We start from the raw sequence: 15,867 nt of genomic DNA on the forward strand, positions 1-15,867 counted from the left end.
TTTTGAATAAAAATAAGAAAATTTCGAAAAGAACTTGAAATTTTCAGAATTTAGGTTATAATTATTAAAAAACACAGGAGGAAGCTAAGATATGAACATGACACAAACTCTTACAAGTTGGCAAAGTTGGCGTATGTAAAAGTTGTGTTTATGTTGTTGCATAGATACGACTTTTGGAGTACTTCTAAAAAGTATCTATGCGCTAATCTTAGTTACAAGATAAAAAAGCGTGTAGTAAGCAATTACTAGACGCTTTTCTTTTTAGTTGACTCATCAGATTGAAAATAAGGTATTAAATAAATTAGATTGTTCATCGGAGAAAAATATGAAAAATAAAGCACTTATTGGAACACTTATTGCCCTTGTCATTTTAGTAGCTGGTTCAATGATTTATGACCAGACTAAAAATGAGTCAGCGAAAAATGGAGAGATTAAAATCGGTATTCTACAATATGTTACCCACGATGCTCTTGATGAAATCGAAAGAGGGATTGAAGATGGCTTAGCTGATGCTGGCTACGACAAAGCAAATACTAAGATTACTGTCTTAAATGCCGAAGGTGACCAAAGTAAAATCCAAACCATGAGTAAACAATTGGTTCATGCTAAAAATGATGTGGTCATTGGGATTGCAACACCAGCTGCTCAAGGACTAGCTTCAGCAACCAAAGACATTCCAGTTGTGATGGGAGCTATTTCAGACCCAGTCGGAGCAAAATTGGTTAAAAATCTTAAAAAACCAGAAGGAAACGTAACAGGAGTTTCTAACCAAGTGCCGATTAAACAAACGGTTGAGATGATTCAAGAAATTACACCAAACGCAAAAACAATCGGAGTCTTGTATGCTAGCAGCGAAGATAATTCCGTATCTCAAGTGGCTGAATTTAAAAAATACGCTAAAGCAGCTGGTATCAATGTGATTGAGTACGCTGTCCCATCAACCAATGAAATTAAAACAACCATGTCTGTCATGACTGGTAAAGTGGATGCTGTTTTTGTCCCACAAGATAATACCATCGCCTCAGCTTTTTCAACTGTTGTTAACTCAGCAAATGCTGCTAAGATTCCAGTTTACTCATGTGTAGACACTATGGTTGAACAAGGAAGTCTTGCTTCAGTTGCTCAAAGTCAATATGATTTAGGGGTTGAAACAGCTAAATCGGCAGTTAAATTGCTTGCTGGTAAAAAAGTATCAGATGTGCCAGTTAACATTGTCAATACGGGTACTCCAACCCTTAACTTAAAAGAAGCTCAAGAGCTTGGTATTACGGTTCCAGATAGCATGTTGTCAAAAGCAACAGTAGCTGTTAAAGCAGATGAAAATTAGGAGAGAAGGAGAAAACATCATATGATTATTTCGTCAGTTTCACAAGGACTTTTGTGGGGGATTCTTGGTTTAGGAATTTACCTTACTTTCCGAATTCTTAATTTTCCAGATATGACGACTGAAGGGTCTTTCCCTCTTGGTGGAGCAGTGGCTGTTACTTTGATGAATCACGGGGCACACCCTTTGCTAGCCACTTTGGCAGGTATGCTCGCTGGTTGCTTAGCTGGTCTTGTTACTGGTCTTCTTTACACCAAAGGAAAAATTCCGACACTCTTAGCAGGGATTTTGGTGATGACGTCATGTAACTCTGTCATGCTTATGGTTATGAAACGTGCCAACCTAGGTTTGCTTAACATCAAACCTTTGCAAGCTTTGCTTCCATTTGCTGACAGTACAAACCTTTTGGTAATCGGTCTTTTGGCGGTGGTCATTGTCATCTCAGCGCTGATTTTCTTCCTATACACACGTCTTGGTCAAGCTTACATCGCAACTGGTGATAACCGAGATATGGCAAAGAGTTTTGGAATCAATACTGACCGCATGGAAGTTATGGGACTTACCATTTCAAATGGTTTGATTGCTTTGTCAGGGGCTCTTGTCAGTCAACAAGACGGCTACGCTGATGTGTCAAAAGGGATTGGTGTTATTGTTATCGGTCTTGCAAGTATCATTATCGGAGAGGTGCTTTACTCAACTGGTTTGACACTGCTTGAACGTTTGATTGCTATCGTGGTCGGTTCAATCTTGTACCAATTCTTAATCACAGGTGTGATTGCTCTTGGTTTCAATACCAACTACCTCAAATTATTCAGTGCCATTGTCCTAGCCATTTGTCTTATGGTTCCTGTTCTTAAAAATAAATTCTTTAAAGGAGTGACCTTATCACGATGAAAAAAATTGTCGAATTAAAAAATGCAACAGTTCAAGTAAATAATGGTCTTGATGAGGTCAAAACAATCCTTGATGATGTGAATTTGACCATTTATGAACACGACTTTTTAACGATTTTAGGTGGAAATGGTGCTGGTAAATCAACCCTTTTCAATGTGATTGCTGGGACTTTGATGTTAACTAGCGGAAGCATTTCAATCCTTGGAAAAGATATGACGCATCTGCCTGCTGAAAAACGTGCTAATTACCTTGCGCGTGTCTTCCAAGATCCTAAAATGGGAACAGCGCCTCGTATGACAGTGGCTGAAAATCTCTTGATTGCCAAATACCGTGGTGAAAAACGTGGTCTTTTGCCACGAAAAATTCACAGTTTTACGGATGAATTTAAAGAATTGGTGGCACGAACTGGCAATGGTCTTGAAAAACATTTGGATACGCCGACTGGTCTTTTATCAGGTGGGCAACGTCAAGCCCTTAGCCTCTTGATGGCAACGCTAAAACGTCCAGAGTTGCTTTTACTTGATGAGCATACAGCAGCTCTCGATCCCAAAACAAGTGTGTCATTGATGAATCTGACGGATGAATTCGTGACGGAAGATCAGTTGACAGCGCTCATGATTACACACCACATGGAAGATGCTCTGAAGTACGGCAATCGCTTGATTGTCATGAAAGATGGGAAAATCATCAAAGACCTCAACCAAGATGAAAAAGCACAAATGGCAATTGCTGATTACTATCAATTATTTGAATAAAACGAAACGCCTTCGGGCGTTTTTTTATGCCTTGAGCGACTTTTCCAAATCATAAAGAAGAAAATCTTCTGAAAATATGTTACAATTAAGTTGCTGTAATTCGACTTGCTAACCTTTTTGGAGGCAAGGACCGTTAGTAAAAGAAATAAGCAAACATGGTTTGCACGTATAAAAAAATAAAATGAGGAGAAAACATCGTCATGAGCGATATTAAAATTATTGCCCTAGGTGGGGTTCGTGAAAATGCGAAAAACCTCTATGTGGTAGAAGTTAATGACTCAATTTTCGTTTTGGATGCTGGACTGAAGTATCCTGAAAATGAGCAACTTGGTGTGGATGAAGTCATTCCAAACCTTGATTACCTAATTGAAAACAAAAAACGTGTGCAAGGGATTTTCTTGACACACGGGCACGCCGATGCTATCGGAGCTTTGCCTTATATTTTGCAAGAATTTAAAGCGCCAGTCTTTGGTTCACCACTTACTATTGAGTTAGCGAAGCTCTTTGTTAAGAAAAATAACAACGTTAAGAAATTCAATAATTTCCACGTTATCGACGCTGAAACTGAAATCGAATTTGCGGATGCGACGATTTCATTCTTCAAAACAACTCACTCAGTTCCTGAAAGTCTAGGGATTGTAGTTGGTACCGATGAAGGAAACATCGTCTACACTGGTGACTTTAAGTTTGACCAAGCTGCGCGTAAATATTACCGCACTGACTTGGGACGTTTGACTGAAATTGGACGCGAAGGTGTGCTTGCCCTTCTTTCTGATTCTGCTAATGCTACAAGCCACGTCATGACAGCAAGTGAAGCAGAAGTTGCTGCTGAAATGGACAGTGCTATTGCTGATGCTGAAGGTCGCGTTATCATTGCTGCGGTTGCTTCAAACCTTGTGCGTATCCAACAAGTTTTTGACTCAGCTGCTGAATACGGTCGTCGTGTGGTCTTGACTGGTTTTGACGCTGAAAACATTGTCCGCACAGCTATTCGTATGAAACGTCTTCGTTTGGTTGATGAAAAATTAATCATTAAACCAAAAGACATGCACAAATACGAAGACCATGAATTGATTATTCTTGAAGCTGGTCGTATGGGTGAACCAATCAATGGTCTACACAAGATGGCACTTGGTCGTCACCGTTATGTTCAAATTAAAGACGGTGATTTGGTTTACATCGTTACAACACCAAGTCTTTCAAAAGAAGCAGCGGTTGCGCGTGTTGAAAACCTTATTTACAAAGCTGGTGGTACGGTTAACCTTATTACGAAGACACTTAATGTCTCAGGCCATGCCAATGGACGTGATTTGCAGTTGATGCTTAACCTTCTTCAACCGAAATACCTTTTCCCAGTTCAAGGTGAGTACCGTAATTTGGCTGCTCATGCTGAATTGGCACAAGAAGTGGGAATGTATCCTGAAAACATCTATATCGTGAAACGCGGTGATGTTATGGTTCTTGGTAAAAATGGTTTCAACCATGAAGGTAGTGTGCCAGCAGGCGATGTCATGATTGACGGTAATGCTATCGGTGATGTCGGAAACATCGTTCTTCGCGACCGTAAAGTCTTGTCAGAAGATGGTATCTTCATCGTTGCTTTGACTGTTAATAAACGCGAAAAGAAAATTGTATCAAAAGCAAAAATTCACACACGCGGATTTGTTTACGTTAAGAAGAGCCGTGATATCCTTCGTGAATCAGCTGAATTGGTTAACCAAACCGTTGAAAACTACTTGGAACAAGATAGTTTTGACTGGGGTGAACTAAAAGGAGCTGTCCGCGATGAAGTGGCTAAATTCCTCTTTGACCAAACCAAACGCCGCCCAGCGATTTTACCAGTCGTTATGGAAGTGAGATAAGAAAGATATTGAAGCTAGTAAATAAACTAGCTTCTTTTTTTGTTGTGTACCGAAATGTTTATTTTTTCTTGTTTTTTTAAGCTGGGCTTGTTATACTAAAGCCCGAGGTAATTTGTTAATGTTTAGAATTCTAGAAAGAAAGGGTACGTATGAGAACACTATTTAAGATTATCTTTTTCATTCCAAGCCTCATTATTAATATTATCTGGAATTTTTTCTGGGCTATTATTAAGACAATCATTTTGATTGCGATTGTGTGTTTTGGTTTGCTTTATTATGCCAATAACAGTAGCTCACAGTTAGCAAATTCCATTTTAGATGCTGCTAATAGTGTGACAGCTTATTTTCAGGATAATAAAGATGATATTGCTAAGAATTTAAAAGATTTATCGACTGATGATTTCACGCATTATTCTGGTGCGCGTTGGTCAAGTAATTCAGCGACAGTTTATATTAAGACGACAAATAAAACTTTAGTCAATGCTTATGAAGAAGCCATCAATGCTTGGAATGCGACGGGTGCTTTTACCTTTACGCTTGTGAGTGATGAAAGTTCTGCTAATATTGTGGCGACAGAATATTCTGATGCCAGCTCTAAGGCAGCAGGGCTTGCTGAGACCGAAACCAATGCACTGACTAATCAGATTACGCATGTAGACGTTAAGTTAAATACTTATTACTTGCTTGACAATGATTATGGCTACACACATAATCGTATCGTCTACACAGCAGAGCACGAATTGGGGCACGCGATTGGGCTTGACCACGATGACAATGAAGAATCTGTCATGCAGTCTTCAGGATCATATTACGGCATTCAAACGGTCGATATCCAAAAAGTACAATCGATTTATAATCAATAGTAATGAAATCTGCTCATTTGAGCAGATTTTTTGATATTATCCTAGTTTAACGAGTGAGGATTTGTTAAAATAGACATATGATTATTTTACAAGGAAACAAAATTGAACGCTCATTTTCGGGCGATGTCTTATTTGATAATATTAATATTCAAGTTGATGAGAAGGACCGCATTGCGCTTGTTGGGCGAAATGGTGCGGGAAAATCAACCTTACTTAAAATTTTAGTCGGTGAAGAAGCGCCAACTTCTGGCGAAATCAATACCAAACGTGACTTGAGCTTGTCTTACTTAGCGCAAGATAGCCGTTTTGAGTCAGAAAATACCATTTTTGATGAAATGTTGCATGTCTTTGATGACGTGCGCAGCATGGAATCACGTCTTCGCAAGATGGAAATGCAAATGGCAGAGCTAACAGGCGATGCTTTTGATAAATTGATGTCAGACTATGACCGCTTGTCAGAAGAGTTTCGTGTCAAAGGTGGTTTCACTTATGAAGCAGAAATCAAAGCCATTTTAAATGGATTCAAGTTTGATGAGTCTATGTGGCAAATGAAAATTTCTGAGTTGTCTGGTGGGCAAAACACACGCTTGGCACTTGCTAAAATGTTGCTTGAAAAACCAGAATTACTTGTTCTTGACGAACCAACCAACCACTTAGATATTGAAACCATTGCTTGGCTTGAAAATTACTTGGTTAACTATCAAGGCGCTTTGATTATTGTCAGTCACGACCGTTACTTCCTAGATAAAGTCGCAACAGTGACACTTGATTTGACAAAACATTCACTTGATCGCTACGTCGGTAATTACTCAAAATTCATGGATTTGAAGGCTGAGAAATTGGCTCTTGAAGCTAAAAATTATGAAAAACAAGCTAAAGAAATTGCTAAGTTGGAAGACTTTGTGCAACGCAACCTTGTTCGTGCCTCAACGACAAAACGTGCCCAAGCTCGCCGCAAACAACTAGAAAAAATGGAGCGCTTGGACAAGCCATCAGCTGGACAAAAATCTGCCAACATGACTTTCCACGCGGACAAGGTGTCAGGAAATGTCGTCTTGACAGTGGCAGATGCAGCAATCGGTTATGATGACCAAATCTTATCTGAGCCGATTAACATCGATGTTAAGAAATTTGATGCTATTGCCATCGTTGGACCAAATGGTATCGGAAAATCAACTTTGATTAAATCTATCGTCGGGCAAATTCCATTTATCAAAGGAACATCAACTTACGGGGCTAACGTCGAAGTTGGCTACTATGACCAAACGCAATCAAACTTGACACGTACTAATACCGTTCTTGATGAACTTTGGAATGATTTCTCAACTACACCTGAAGTGGAAATCAGAAATCGTCTGGGAGCCTTCCTTTTCTCAGGTGATGACGTTAAAAAATCGGTCAGCATGCTTTCTGGTGGAGAACGTGCTCGTTTGCTTTTGGCTAAATTGTCAATGCAAAACAACAACTTCCTTATCCTTGACGAACCAACCAACCATTTGGATATCGACAGCAAGGAAGTCTTGGAAGATGCCTTGATTGATTTTGACGGTACATTACTTTTTGTCAGTCACGACCGTTATTTCATCAACCGTGTGGCAACAAAAGTGCTTGAAATCTCTGAAGAAGGCTCAACCCTTTATCTTGGCGATTATGATTATTACCTTGAGAAAAAAGCAGAGCTGGAAGAATTGGCTCGCATGAAAGCAGAAGAAGCGCAAGAAAAAACAACCGTAGTCGTTGAAAAAGCGCCAGCAAATGATTATCAAGCGCAAAAAGCTAATCAAAAAGAACTTCGCAAACTCACACGTCGCATCACTGAAATTGAAAACCAATTGGAAGAGATTGAAGCGCGTGAAGAAGAAATCAACCAAGCCATGCTTGCCACAAACGAAGCTAGCGAGTTAATTGATTTGCAAAAAGAACTCGACGAACTAACAGAAAAACAAGAAACCCTCATGTTAGAGTGGGAAGAACTCAGCGAAAAAGTTGAAGGGTAAGCTAGACGAATCTCGGCAGAAATGTCGGGATTTTTTTGTTTTCAAAAAATCAATAGCAGGCTATTGACTTTTGAATTCAATGTTTTATAATAATTAATGGAATAAAATGGAATGTTTAGCAATTCTTAAGAGATGTCAATCAATTCTGGCATATTTTAAGACCTTGCTTTTTTATTGTCGGAGGTTAGTATGAATCCTAAAAATGCTCCATACGGTTGGCTTGTTAAGCGAATCGCGCATCGTTTGGAACAAAATATGAACAATTTCTTAAAACCTTATAACATTACGATTATGCAATCTTGGGTCTTGCTGTATTTGAAAGACACTAAGGAATGCTGTACTTATAAGGAATTGGAAAAGGAATTTGAAGTGTCACAACCAACTATGGCGGGAATTATTTCGCGTTTGGAACAAAAAGAGTTGGTTACTACGGTTCAGGATGACAAGGACAAGCGTATCAAGAAAGTACGTATTTCTGATAAGGGACTTGACTTGATTATTCTTGTGTGTGATCATTTGCAGGAATCCGAAGACGATATTATCAGAGGCTTTTTTGATAAAGACCAAGAAACATTTCATTCTTTGCTCGAGAGAGCTTATTATAATGTTGTAGAAAGAGGTGACGAGAATGATTAAAACTCTTTTAGCTCAAGTTAAGGAGTATAAGACACCATCTTTACTTGCTCCTTTGTGTGCAGCTTTAGAGGTTTTCTTCGATATGTCAGTCCCTTTTGTCATTGCTAAGTTAATTGACCAAGGGGTACAAGCTGGGAATTTGGCTGTTGCCATGAAGTATGGAATTTTGATGTTGGTTCTTGCCACATGTGGTTTAACAACTGGTTTCTTGGCTGGTAAATTCGCTGCGCAAGCCTCAGCAGGATTTGCCGCTAATTTGCGCGAAGGAATGTATGATAATATTCAAACCTTTGCCTTTTCAAATATTGATAAATACAGTACAGCTGGTCTTGTCACTCGTATGACAACAGACGTTACAAATGTGCAAAATGCTTATCAAATGATTATTCGTATCGTTGTGCGTGCACCGCTCACAATCATTGTTAGTATGATTATGTGTTTTGTGGTGGACCAACGTTTGAGTTTGATTTTCCTTGCGGCTGTTTTGATTTTGGGAGCATCGCTTCTATTTATCATGCGTAAGGCTATGACAACTTTCAATTACGTTTTCCGTAAATATGATGATTTGAATGCCAGCGTTCAGGAAAATATTTCTGCCATTCGTGTGGTTAAAGCATTTGTACGTGAAAAATATGAAAATAAAAAATTCACGAAGGCTGCTGAAAATATTTACCGTTTATTTGTTAAAGCTGAGAAAATCATCATTTTCAACGTGCCAGTTATGATGTTTATCATCTTTGGTTGTATCATCTGTTTATCATGGTTTGGAGCACAATTCATCGTTGGTGGTACACTGACAACGGGTGAATTAACATCTCTAATGTCTTACATCTTTGCCATGATGATGTCTCTTATGATGTTGTCAATGATTATGGTTATGGTTTCAATGAGTACAGCCAGTGCCGAACGTATTGCAGAAGTGCTTAATGAAAAAGCTGATATCGTGAACCCTGAAAATCCATTGATGGAAGTTCCAAATGGAAACATCGAGTTTAACCACGTACATTTTTCATACAAACACGGTGGTGGAGAAGAAGTGCTATCTGACATTGACCTTAGTGTCAAATCTGGTGAAATCATCGGTGTTATCGGTGGTACTGGTTCAGGTAAGACATCATTTGCTAACTTGATTTCTCGTCTTTACGATGTGGATGAAGGGTCAGTTAAAGTTGGTGGACATGATGTTCGCGAATATGATTTGGAAGTTCTTCGTGACCAAGTTGCCGTAGTGCTCCAAAAAAATGTCCTTTTCTCAGGTACTATTCTTGATAACCTTCGTTGGGGAAATGAAAATGCGACTGATGAAGAATGTATGGAAGCGTGTCGTCAAGCTTGTGCTGATGAATTTATCGAACGCTTCCCTGATAAATACAATACATGGATTGAACAAGGCGGAAGCAACGTCTCTGGTGGTCAAAAACAACGTCTTTGTATTGCTCGCGCATTGCTTAAAAAACCAAAAGTTTTGATTTTGGATGATTCAACAAGTGCCGTGGATACTGCCACAGATGCCAATATCCGTCGTTCGTTTGAAGAAACAATTCCAGGAACAACAAAAATTATCATTGCACAACGTATTTCAAGTGTGCAACACGCAGATAAGATTTTGGTTCTTGATGATGGTAAAATCTCAGGCTTTGCTAGTCACGATGAATTACTACAAACAAACGCTATCTACCGTGAAATCAATGAGGTTCAACAACAAGGTAGCGGTGATTTTGATGAGGAAGGAGGTAATAACTAATGGCTCAACCTAAAAAAGAAGTGAACAAACAGGCCACACTAAAACGTGTTTTGGCTTATGTGATTAAGAATTATAAATGGCGTTTCATGGCTGTCTTTGTCTTGATTTTGATTGCTGCGCTTTGTATGGTTCGTTTTAGTTTGTTCATGCAAACCTTGATTGATAGTTATGTCACACCTCTTTTGGCTGCTAAAAATCCTGACTTTTCTGGTTTAGCGCATGCTATTTTCCAACTAATCATTATTGGGATTATTGGGGTAGCAAGTACTTACACTTATAACCGTTTGATGGTTTATGTGGGACAAGGAACAATGCGTCGTATTCGTATTGACCTCTTTACGCACATGGAAAGCTTGCCAATCAAGTACTTTGATACACATGCTCACGGGGACATCATGTCAATCTATACCAACGACGTTGATACCCTTCGTCAATTGATTGGGCAAAGTATCCCGCAAGTGGTCAACTCAAGCTTTTCGATTTTGACAACTTTTGTCAGCATGTTATTTTTGAATGTGCCATTGTCAGCTCTGTCAGTCTTCATGGTTATTGTTTTGCTTTATGTAGCTCGTAAAATTGCTGCGCAATCTTCAAAGTATTTCCATGACCAACAAAATGACCTTGGTCGCGTTAATGGTTTCATCGAAGAAATGATGGACGGTCAAAAAGTCGTTAAAGTCTTTAACCACGAAGAACGTGCCAAAGAAGACTTCCGTAAACTCAACCAAGAACTCCGTCATTCGGCTACAAATGCCAATATTTTTGCCAATATCTTGATGCCAGTATCTGCTAACATTGGACACATTTCATATGTTCTTTGTGCCATGCTCGGTGCGGCTTTGGCACTTCATGGTTATGCTGGTTTGACTTTGGGGACTTTGGTTTCTTTTCTTGCATTGAACCGTGGATTTACTAACCCAATCACTCAAATCAGCCAACAAATCAACTCTGTAGTTATGGCAATGGCAGGGGCAGACCGTGTCTTCAAATTGCTTGATGCTGAAGTAGAAGTTGATGAAGGTTATGTTGAATTGGTCAACGCCAAAGAAGATACTGCTGGTAATCTTCAAGAAGTTGAAGAAGCAACTGGTACATGGGCATGGAAACACCCACATGAAGATGGTACAGTCACTTATCACAAGCAAGAAGGTCGCGTGACTTTCACAGACGTTACCTTTGGATACAATGATGATAAGATGGTGCTTCATGACATCAATCTTTTTGCTGAACCTGGTCAAAAGATTGCCTTTGTCGGCTCAACTGGTGCTGGTAAAACAACTATTACGAACTTGATTAACCGTTTCTACGATATCCAAGAAGGTAAGATTCATTACGATGGCATCAATATCCGTAAAATTAAAAAAGCAGATCTTCGTCGTAGTTTAGGGATTGTATTGCAAGATACACACCTTTTCACTGGTACAGTTATGGACAACATCCGTTACGGACGTTTGAATGCGACTGATGACGAATGTATCGATGCTGCAAAATTGGCAAATGCGCATGATTTCATTAAACGCTTGCCTGAAGGTTATGATACTGTTTTGACGGGTGACGGAAGCAATCTTTCTCAAGGACAACGTCAATTGCTTGCGATTGCGCGTGCGGCTGTGGCTAATCCACCAGCCTTGATCCTTGATGAAGCAACTTCATCAATCGATACACGTACCGAAGTTCACGTTCAAGAAGGTATGGACGCTCTTATGAAAGGTCGTACAACCTTTGTCATTGCCCACCGCTTATCAACGGTTCGCAATGCTGATTGTATCATGGTCCTTGAACAAGGACGCATCATTGAACGTGGTAACCACGACGAATTAATCGCTCAAAAAGGCCGTTACTACCAACTCTACACAGGTAACGCCATTAGCGAATAATAGTTTTAGACAATCTTTGGAAAATAGCAGAGCTGTTTTTCAAGGGTTGTTTTTTGTTTGAAATAAATTTCTGAAAACTGTTTCAATTTATGATATAATGATTAGAAAAAATCGGTTAAATTTGGGGAGAGATTTATGAAGATTAAGATGAGCGAGGTAATAGCGCAGCGCGATAGCCTCAAAAGCTCTATCAGTCAAACAAAGAGTCAGCTTTCAAGCGCAAAGAAAAAGCTCAAAAGCGCAGCCAATTCAGAGGCTCTAAAAGGTGATGTTAAAGATGTGATTGACAATAAAATCAATAACTACCAAGTGCCGTTGCTGACGAACTATGTGAACAGTTTGGATGTCATTTCGCAAGGTTATGACAATCTCATCAGCACTTTTAAGAGTATTGTGAGTGAAAATAGTGACTCTGCCATTATCGACACGGATGTCTTGCAACAAACGGTGGACAAGTTTGACTCACCGTTAGAGCAATTAAAGACAAGCTCAGACGCGATTAACAAGGCAATTGACGATGTCGCAGACATTGTCACACTAACTAAAGTAACAACGGATGATGCCATTTCAGAATTTAGAGGTGCCAAGAAAGTCCTAACTAACACTATCAAGGACATGGGGACGTTTAACAACACAGTCTTTACCAGCGAAGCAGGCGACATCCTAGATGAACAAAATACACAAATTGCAAGTTTGTCTGACCTAGGAAGTGGTTCGTATACTAGCAAGAAAGCTAAGGATTTTTACAAGAAAACAGCTTTCAAGACAGAAGTTAAAGAAACTAAGCTTGTTGTTAGCGGTAAGGCTAGACGTGACCAGCTCAAAAATGAACTCGCCAAGAATTTGTATGACTCTAAATACAGTGGGTATATGGATGAAAAAATCTTATCATCTACTAATGTACCTGAAGCAGTTATGGTAACTTATAAGAAATCTGAGAAACTTGATAGAAATTCACAAGCACTTTTGAAAAAAGCAAAAGAAGATAGAGATAAAGGAGTTATTTCCAAAGCTACTTACCAGTCAATTAAAAGTGGATTGGCTAGTAGTGGTGGATCTTTCTTGAAGGAATTAGCTCAGAGTAAAATTACTGATGAAGCTGCTGAAAAATTCACTAAAGGAGCATTAGAGTGGTTGGTACAAAATACTCAAAACACACAATATGCTGCAGTAGGTGCACTTGCTGGAGGTGGAGTTCACACTGTTCCAATTGATGTAAATCCTGCTTATAGTCGTTTTGTTGTTGGTGTTGCAAAACATGGTACAGTTGTAGTCGGATCAGCTATAGATTTTGGAATGCAGGTATCAAGTGGTGAAGATGTTGTTGATGCTGGAGTAAAGACTGGAGCACATGTGGCCATTGGGACAGCAGGGGCAGAAACTGGAGCTGTAATCGGGGCTGAGTTAGGAGCTGTTACAATACCAGTTATTGGAGCTGTTCCAGGAGCTGTAATAGGTGGTGTTGCTGGTGTTGTAATAAGTGTAGGTGGAGCGATGCTTTTTGATTCTACTTACGATAATGTTATTAAACCTTTTGTGGGAAATCCAAAAGAGTGTATGGATGATGTTGGTGAGGCTGTATCTGGATTTTTTAACAACTTAGGAAATGTTTTTCAATAAGTGAGGAATTTAAATGACGAAAATACCATTATACCCGATTGACAAAGATTTTTATCTTTATTTTGACATTGATGATAAGTCATTTTATCGTGCCTTTAATCAGTCAATGTATGAAAAATCAAAAGAAAAAGAGATTGTTTCAAAGATGTCAATACTTAGAAAAAGCATTCCCATTTTTCTTCCCATTTTCCTGATGCTAGGAGCATTTTTTACAAATAAATATAGTATTTGGTCGACTTTATTTGTCAATATTGTTAATTTAGCTATTGTCACGTTGATCTGTATTTATGGCATAACGATGTATGCGATAAATTTCAAAAAGAGAGTTACTGAACACTATAAAACATTGACATATATTAAAGTTGATTGCTGCCAGGAAGAGGTATTAGAAAAACTGAAGCAGCATCGTTCTAAAATTTTAAAAATTAGATTACTTTTTATTGTGCCAACTATTGTTTTAGGGTTAGTTTTTCTGTTATTTTCAAATGTATTAGTGCTTTTCTTATATTTTTTGATGTTTTTAATGACAAGTTATCTTTTTATTGTAACTACAGTAAAGCCATATGCTATTTTAAAAAGGGTATTTAATAAATGAATTATCAAGACAAAATTGAGTTACATCATGATGGAGAGAAAACGTATTATTACGATATTAATGAGAAGAATTTGTATGTTCAAAAATGAATACGTTGAAGCACAGGGAAAAACAGAAAGATTAAAAAAATCTTCAGAACTCTCACTAATAGTAGGGATTCTATCTATTATTCTCAATCGGTGGTATAGAGGAGTGACTATATTTGTATTAGTTAATATGGATGAATTAGATGTTGGAAACCTGATGGAACAATCGGGAAAGTTGTCTGATAACTTACGAGAAAGGAAGTTAAAATGAGTACTTTATTACCTATCGGAAGTGTTGTGCAATTAGAAAAAGGTGAAGCGAAACTGATGATTGTTAGCCGTTTTCCGCTTTATAATAATAATGGTGAGATAGGTTATTTTGATTATTCAGCCTGTCTTTATCCAAATGGAAATGTTGATAATCAAGCTTACTTTTTTAATCATGAAAATATTGATAAAATCTGGTTTAAAGGATATATTGATGAAAATGAAGAAAGTCTACAGCAAAAATATGAAGCAGATAGAGCCAATATCAAGTATCCTCGATTAGAGTTAAAGTAGTAGATTACTTGCTTAAAGAACGGCAAATGATTAATTAAATTTATGAAGGCAGATTTGTAAAACGTTTACTTTTAATTTTTGGCAAAAATCACTTACGAAGAAAATTTTTTTGTGGTAGACTGAATCCTGTTGACTGTAAACTGGAGTTGATTGGAGAAGTGTTGGAGTAAAAAATCCATTCAGACACTATCCTAGCGGAGGACATGTTGTTGTACGCCGACCTAGGTTGAGGGTTGATAAAAAATGAAATGAATGGAGAATAAAATGCCTCGTAATTTTAAAGAAGCAATGGTATTTACGTGTTTGATGTGTGGAATGATGGTTTTCGGAATGAGTATGTGGAACTTGTTCGTTGCAGGAGCTTTTTCTTGGAAACATGTCTTTTTAGGTTTCATTCCAGGGTTTATCGTTGCTTTCATTTTAGATACTTTAGTCGTTGGTCCAATTGCTAAGAAAATTGCTTTTGGAATCCTACCAAGTGGTTTAAAACACCAATTAGTAAAAATCCTTACGATTTCAGGCTGCATGGTTCTTGGTATGGTAACGTGTATGTCATTTTATGGAATGGTCTTTAGTCATGGCTTTTCAGCTATTTCTCTTCCATTATATGGACGTACATGGATTACAAACTTTGTCGTGGCCTTGCCTTATAATTTCTTAATCGTTGGTCCGATTGCACGCTTCTTCCTCGGAGAAATTCAAAAACAAGGAATTTTAGCAGAAGCGCCAGTCGAAGTAACAGAATAAAGTAAAAGCTGGAAGATATCTTCCAGCTTTTTTGAATTATAAGTTATTAATCAAATTTGTTAACGAATATTTCTCAAGGGTTTCATGATTTAAACGAACGAATTTATTTTGTCCAGCTTTTCGAGTGATAGTAAGTCCAGCTTCGCGAAGAGTTTTAAAGTGATAAGAGACAGCAGACTTGCTCATATCAAGCAATTCACCAATTTCTCCACACCCAAGTTCGCTTTCTCTTTTTGATAGAATACGAAGAATATTTAACCTAACTGGGTCAGCTAATGCTTTAAAAATTTTGATTAAGTTTTCGTCATTGTAGTTAGAATATTGTTCAATAGTCATATAATAATTGTACTATCAGATGATAGTTTT

15 protein-coding genes are annotated in these 15,867 nt (G+C 38.2%); 14 read left to right on the forward strand and 1 reads right to left on the reverse strand.

Annotation, left to right across the window (positions count from 1 at the left end):
• The first annotated feature begins 325 nt into the window (after positions 1 to 325).
• The 14 genes from trpX to BLR83_RS01300 all read left to right on the forward strand — a co-directional run bounded on the left by trpX (position 326) and on the right by BLR83_RS01300 (position 15,501).
• Positions 326 to 1,327 (forward strand): tryptophan ABC transporter substrate-binding protein, encoded by a 1,002-nt coding sequence (gene trpX, locus BLR83_RS01235; RefSeq protein WP_074559742.1) that lies wholly within the window; start codon positions 326 to 328, stop codon positions 1,325 to 1,327.
• Between the two features lie 21 nt (positions 1,328 to 1,348).
• Positions 1,349 to 2,218, forward strand: coding sequence for an ABC transporter permease (locus BLR83_RS01240; RefSeq protein WP_074559744.1), 870 nt, complete (start codon positions 1,349 to 1,351; stop codon positions 2,216 to 2,218).
• The gene (locus tag BLR83_RS01245) at positions 2,215 to 2,973 is read left to right on the forward strand and encodes an ABC transporter ATP-binding protein (RefSeq protein ID WP_074559746.1); all 759 of its coding nucleotides are present in this window, start codon (positions 2,215 to 2,217) and stop codon (positions 2,971 to 2,973) included. Before BLR83_RS01240 ends, BLR83_RS01245 begins: the two co-directional genes overlap by 4 nt.
• A 200-nt stretch (positions 2,974 to 3,173) precedes the next feature.
• Positions 3,174 to 4,835 (forward strand): ribonuclease J, encoded by a 1,662-nt coding sequence (locus BLR83_RS01250; RefSeq protein ID WP_039697111.1) that lies wholly within the window; start codon positions 3,174 to 3,176, stop codon positions 4,833 to 4,835.
• Positions 4,836 to 4,984: 149 nt separating this feature from the next.
• Positions 4,985 to 5,698 carry a matrixin family metalloprotease gene (locus tag BLR83_RS01255; protein ID WP_074559748.1) on the forward strand — a complete coding sequence of 238 codons (714 nt, stop codon included), beginning with the start codon at positions 4,985 to 4,987 and terminating at the stop codon, positions 5,696 to 5,698.
• 77 nt (positions 5,699 to 5,775) lie between these two features.
• The gene (locus BLR83_RS01260; protein WP_074559749.1) at positions 5,776 to 7,695 is read left to right on the forward strand and encodes an ABC-F family ATP-binding cassette domain-containing protein; all 1,920 of its coding nucleotides are present in this window, start codon (positions 5,776 to 5,778) and stop codon (positions 7,693 to 7,695) included.
• Positions 7,696 to 7,884: 189 nt separating this feature from the next.
• On the forward strand, positions 7,885 to 8,331 hold the full coding sequence (locus BLR83_RS01265) for a MarR family winged helix-turn-helix transcriptional regulator (RefSeq protein WP_074559751.1): 447 nt from the start codon (positions 7,885 to 7,887) through the stop codon (positions 8,329 to 8,331).
• On the forward strand, positions 8,324 to 10,075 hold the full coding sequence (locus BLR83_RS01270; protein WP_074559753.1) for an ABC transporter ATP-binding protein: 1,752 nt from the start codon (positions 8,324 to 8,326) through the stop codon (positions 10,073 to 10,075). The genes BLR83_RS01265 and BLR83_RS01270 overlap by 8 nt, the downstream gene beginning before the upstream one ends.
• Positions 10,075 to 11,952 (forward strand): ABC transporter ATP-binding protein, encoded by a 1,878-nt coding sequence (locus tag BLR83_RS01275; protein ID WP_074559755.1) that lies wholly within the window; start codon positions 10,075 to 10,077, stop codon positions 11,950 to 11,952. Before BLR83_RS01270 ends, BLR83_RS01275 begins: the two co-directional genes overlap by 1 nt.
• A 135-nt stretch (positions 11,953 to 12,087) precedes the next feature.
• The gene (locus BLR83_RS10005; protein ID WP_234793084.1) at positions 12,088 to 13,572 is read left to right on the forward strand and encodes a T7SS effector LXG polymorphic toxin; all 1,485 of its coding nucleotides are present in this window, start codon (positions 12,088 to 12,090) and stop codon (positions 13,570 to 13,572) included.
• Positions 13,573 to 13,585: 13 nt separating this feature from the next.
• Positions 13,586 to 14,167 carry a hypothetical protein gene (locus BLR83_RS01285; RefSeq protein ID WP_074559757.1) on the forward strand — a complete coding sequence of 194 codons (582 nt, stop codon included), beginning with the start codon at positions 13,586 to 13,588 and terminating at the stop codon, positions 14,165 to 14,167.
• 75 nt (positions 14,168 to 14,242) lie between these two features.
• Positions 14,243 to 14,464: a hypothetical protein gene (locus BLR83_RS01290; RefSeq protein WP_074559759.1), complete on the forward strand. Its 222-nt coding sequence runs from the start codon at positions 14,243 to 14,245 to the stop codon at positions 14,462 to 14,464.
• Complete coding sequence (locus BLR83_RS01295; RefSeq protein ID WP_074559761.1) at positions 14,461 to 14,754, forward strand: DUF4176 domain-containing protein; 294 nt, start codon at positions 14,461 to 14,463, stop codon at positions 14,752 to 14,754. Before BLR83_RS01290 ends, BLR83_RS01295 begins: the two co-directional genes overlap by 4 nt.
• 264 nt (positions 14,755 to 15,018) lie before the next feature.
• Positions 15,019 to 15,501, forward strand: a complete 483-nt coding sequence (locus BLR83_RS01300; RefSeq protein ID WP_074559762.1) for a DUF2798 domain-containing protein — start codon at positions 15,019 to 15,021, stop codon at positions 15,499 to 15,501.
• Between the two features lie 36 nt (positions 15,502 to 15,537).
• On the opposite strand, the gene BLR83_RS01305 is transcribed toward BLR83_RS01300, so the two are convergent.
• Positions 15,538 to 15,837: an ArsR/SmtB family transcription factor gene (locus tag BLR83_RS01305; protein WP_074559764.1), complete on the reverse strand. Its 300-nt coding sequence runs from the start codon at positions 15,835 to 15,837 to the stop codon at positions 15,538 to 15,540.
• Positions 15,838 to 15,867: the final 30 nt, after the last annotated feature.

This window comes from Streptococcus equinus, from assembly GCF_900101445.1.
GTDB classification, from domain to species: Bacteria; Bacillota; Bacilli; order Lactobacillales; family Streptococcaceae; genus Streptococcus; species Streptococcus equinus_B.

Excerpts from the sequence above, each read along its gene's own strand:
- BLR83_RS01295 (WP_074559761.1), top strand. The coding sequence starts at position 14,461 with ATGAGTACTTTATTACCTATCGGAAGTGTTGTGCAATTAGAAAAAGGT.
- BLR83_RS01270 (WP_074559753.1), top strand. The coding sequence starts at position 8,324 with ATGATTAAAACTCTTTTAGCTCAAGTTAAGGAGTATAAGACACCATCT.
- BLR83_RS01245 (WP_074559746.1), top strand. The coding sequence starts at position 2,215 with ATGAAAAAAATTGTCGAATTAAAAAATGCAACAGTTCAAGTAAATAAT.
- BLR83_RS01300 (WP_074559762.1), top strand. The coding sequence starts at position 15,019 with ATGCCTCGTAATTTTAAAGAAGCAATGGTATTTACGTGTTTGATGTGT.
- BLR83_RS01260 (WP_074559749.1), top strand. The coding sequence starts at position 5,776 with ATGATTATTTTACAAGGAAACAAAATTGAACGCTCATTTTCGGGCGAT.
- BLR83_RS01305 (WP_074559764.1), bottom strand. The coding sequence starts at position 15,837 with ATGACTATTGAACAATATTCTAACTACAATGACGAAAACTTAATCAAA.
- BLR83_RS01290 (WP_074559759.1), top strand. The coding sequence starts at position 14,243 with ATGTTCAAAAATGAATACGTTGAAGCACAGGGAAAAACAGAAAGATTA.
- BLR83_RS01240 (WP_074559744.1), top strand. The coding sequence starts at position 1,349 with ATGATTATTTCGTCAGTTTCACAAGGACTTTTGTGGGGGATTCTTGGT.
- BLR83_RS01250 (WP_039697111.1), top strand. The coding sequence starts at position 3,174 with ATGAGCGATATTAAAATTATTGCCCTAGGTGGGGTTCGTGAAAATGCG.
- BLR83_RS01255 (WP_074559748.1), top strand. The coding sequence starts at position 4,985 with ATGAGAACACTATTTAAGATTATCTTTTTCATTCCAAGCCTCATTATT.
- trpX (WP_074559742.1), top strand. The coding sequence starts at position 326 with ATGAAAAATAAAGCACTTATTGGAACACTTATTGCCCTTGTCATTTTA.
- BLR83_RS10005 (WP_234793084.1), top strand. The coding sequence starts at position 12,088 with ATGAAGATTAAGATGAGCGAGGTAATAGCGCAGCGCGATAGCCTCAAA.
- BLR83_RS01285 (WP_074559757.1), top strand. The coding sequence starts at position 13,586 with ATGACGAAAATACCATTATACCCGATTGACAAAGATTTTTATCTTTAT.
- BLR83_RS01265 (WP_074559751.1), top strand. The coding sequence starts at position 7,885 with ATGAATCCTAAAAATGCTCCATACGGTTGGCTTGTTAAGCGAATCGCG.
- BLR83_RS01275 (WP_074559755.1), top strand. The coding sequence starts at position 10,075 with ATGGCTCAACCTAAAAAAGAAGTGAACAAACAGGCCACACTAAAACGT.